This is a genomic window from Trebonia sp. (assembly GCF_030042015.1).
GTDB lineage: Bacteria > Actinomycetota > Actinomycetes > Streptosporangiales > Streptosporangiaceae > Trebonia.
The window spans coordinates 1-2700 of sequence record NZ_JASIAL010000424.1; the positions used below are offsets into that span (position 1 = coordinate 1).

3 protein-coding genes are annotated in these 2700 nt (G+C 69.4%); all 3 read right to left on the reverse strand.

Annotated features, from left to right (window positions below):
• Window positions 1-818 (reverse strand): FtsW/RodA/SpoVE family cell cycle protein (locus Q1N79_RS22705; RefSeq protein ID WP_300612189.1); only part of this gene is annotated, 818 nt, incomplete at its 3' end.
• Window positions 815-2497: a protein phosphatase 2C domain-containing protein gene (locus Q1N79_RS22710; RefSeq protein ID WP_300612191.1), complete on the reverse strand. Its 1683-nt coding sequence runs from the start codon at window positions 2495-2497 to the stop codon at window positions 815-817. The genes Q1N79_RS22705 and Q1N79_RS22710, both read right to left, overlap by 4 nt.
• Window positions 2494-2700, reverse strand: a 207-nt coding sequence (locus tag Q1N79_RS22715; RefSeq protein WP_300612193.1) for an FHA domain-containing protein, incomplete at its 5' end; no start/stop codon positions are given. The genes Q1N79_RS22710 and Q1N79_RS22715, both read right to left, overlap by 4 nt.

Sequence of the window (2700 nt, forward strand, 5' to 3'; positions counted from 1 at the left end):
ACCGCGCTCGTGCCGATGTCGCTTTCCGCGACGAGCAGCATCAGGCTGACCAGCCAGACCACTGCGATAGGGCCGAGGTCGCGGCCCCGCGGCAGGTCGATGCCGAGCACCCGGCGGCCGGCCAGCGACAGCACGTCGCGCTTGGCGACCAGGTAGCCGGCGAAGCTCGCCGCCAATGCCAGCTTCGCGAACTCCTCTGGCTGGATGCTGCCCAGGCCGGGGATCGCGATCTGGATCTTGGCGCCCGTGCCCGCGACCCCGCTGATGCTCGACGGCAGGAACGCGGGCAGCGCGATGAGGATGACCCCGATGAGGCCGAGCAGGTAGGTGTAGCGCTGCAGCACCCGCGGTTCCTTGACAAACACGAGGAAAGCCACGAAGCAGCCGATGCCGAGCAGCGTGTAGACGATCTGCAAGGTCACCGCTGACGAGCCCAGCGTGGTGATCGGGATCGTGGTTCCCTGGGTGTTGACCGGACCCGGATTGCCGTTCCTGCCCGCCTCGTGCAGCCGGTAGATCATCACGATCCCGAGCCCGTTGAGCAGCGCCGCGAGCGGCACGAGCAGCGGGTCCGCGTACGGCGCCCAGCGGCACACCGCCAGGTGAGCGCCGATGATGATCGCCACGAACGCGATCATGTAGGCGACCAGGCTTGACAGCCGCTGGCCCTGCAGGCTGAACGCGGTGTTCGCGAACGCGAACGCCACGATGGCGAACGCGAACACGAGCATGATCAGCTCGGTGCGCCTGCGGCTGGCAGGGAGGTCCTCCGGCGGCTGGCTGCCCAGCGCCGGGGACGGCATCGTGATGCTGCTCACGCAGGCGCCGCCGTCGTCGCGGACGCCTTGGCAGTCGCCCTGGCCGGCGACGGCTTCGCCCGCGGCGTCGCGGTCGGCGTCGCTGTGGTTCCTGTGGTCGGCGAGGTGACCGGCTGGCCGCCCGGGAGCTGGCTCGCCGGAATGCCGAACGCGGACGCGGGCGCGCAGTCGGCCCCGTCGGGCACCGGCGGTTCCGCGCCCGGGCTGGCGGCCGGGGTGACCTTTGTCTTCTTCAGCTGGTCGGCGGCCAGCTCAGCCTGATACCAGTTCCGCAGAGCGGTCCACTTCTGGAGGCAGTCGCTGACCGAGCGCCTGATGCCGTTGACGAGGCTCTGCGCGCTGGCCAGGCTGCTTGCCGGTATCGTCTGCCTGATCATGTCCTGGTTGCTGGCCACCACCTGGCTGAGCGGCACGTCCGTCCGCTGGACGAGGCTGGACAGGCTGATACCCGCGACGCTCTGGTTGACACCGCGGAAGATCGCGACGTTGCCGTCCTGCACGCCGACGTAATACTGGCCCTGGACATACCGCCAGAAGCCGTAGCTGCCGCCGCCGATCAGCAGCACGAGCAGCACGAGCACCGTCGTCACGATCGGCCACCGTCGCTTGCCCTCCGGCTGCCCGCCGTAGCCCTCTTCGTCCTCGTCCTCGTCGTACCGGTGCCTGGCACGATGGCTGTGCCGCCCGCCGCCGGCCGTTCCCGTGCCGGTACTGGCGCCGAAGCCGGGGCCGGTATCGGTGCCGTCCTGCTCCTGCGTGCCGTCCTGGCCGTTGTATCCATTGCTCCACACGCCCGTGGCGTCGTCAGGCAGCGCCCGCTGCGGTGTGGTCCTCGTCAGCCGCATCGCCCGCGTCGCCGGGGAGCTCTGCCGTACCGGGGGGCGCAGCTCGGCAGGAGAGCCTTGCGACGCGGCGCCGGCCAGCACGGGGACGTGGGTCGGCGGCAGCGTCGTGGTCTGCGTGTCGACGACGTCGGCCACGATGCAGGTGATGTTGTCAGGACCGCCGCCCCTGATCGCGAGCTCGACGAGCTGCAGCGTGACCTGGTCCAGGTCCCACAAGGAGCTAAGCGTCTGGTGCAGCGTCTGCTCGCTCACCACGCCGGACAGGCCGTCGGAACAGAGCAGGTAGCGGTCGCCCGCCATCGTCTCGTGCGGGAACAGGTCCGGCTCGGCGACCGTCCTGCCGTCGAGCGCCCGCAGCAGCAGCGACCGGTGGGGGTGCGTGGCCACGTCGTCTTCGGTGATCTTGCCCTCGTCGACCAGCGACTGGACCAGCGTGTGGTCATGCGTTATCTGGTAGAACTGGCCGCTGCGCAGCAGGTAAGCGCGCGAGTCACCGATATGGCACAGCGCCGCGTGGCCGTCCGACCACAGCAGCGCGGTCAGCGTGGTGCCCATGCCCTCGATCGAGGGGTCGGAGGTGATCAGCTCCTGCAGCCGCAGGTTCGCACTCGCGACCCCGTCGGCGAGCGTGCTCACCAGGTCCGCGCCCAGGTCCTCGGCGTCGAGCGAGGAGAGCGAGATGATCGTCTCAGCGGCCGCGACCTCGCCGGCCGCATGGCCCCCCATGCCATCGGCGACCGCGAGCAGGTGCGGCCCCGCGTACGCCGCGTCCTCGTTCCCTTCACGGAGGAGGCCGACGTCGGAGCGTACCACGTAGCGAAGTGCAAGTGTCATCTGCGTAGTTCCAGAACGGTCTTGCCAATGCGGATCGGCACGCCCGTGGGCACCGGCGTGGGGCGGGTCACCTTCTGGCGGTCCAGGTAGGTCCCGTTGGTCGAACCGAGATCTTCAACGATCCACTGTCCGTCCTGCGGAAATATCCGGGCATGTCGGCTTGAAGCGTAGTCGTCATTGAGCACTAGCGTGGCGTCATTCGC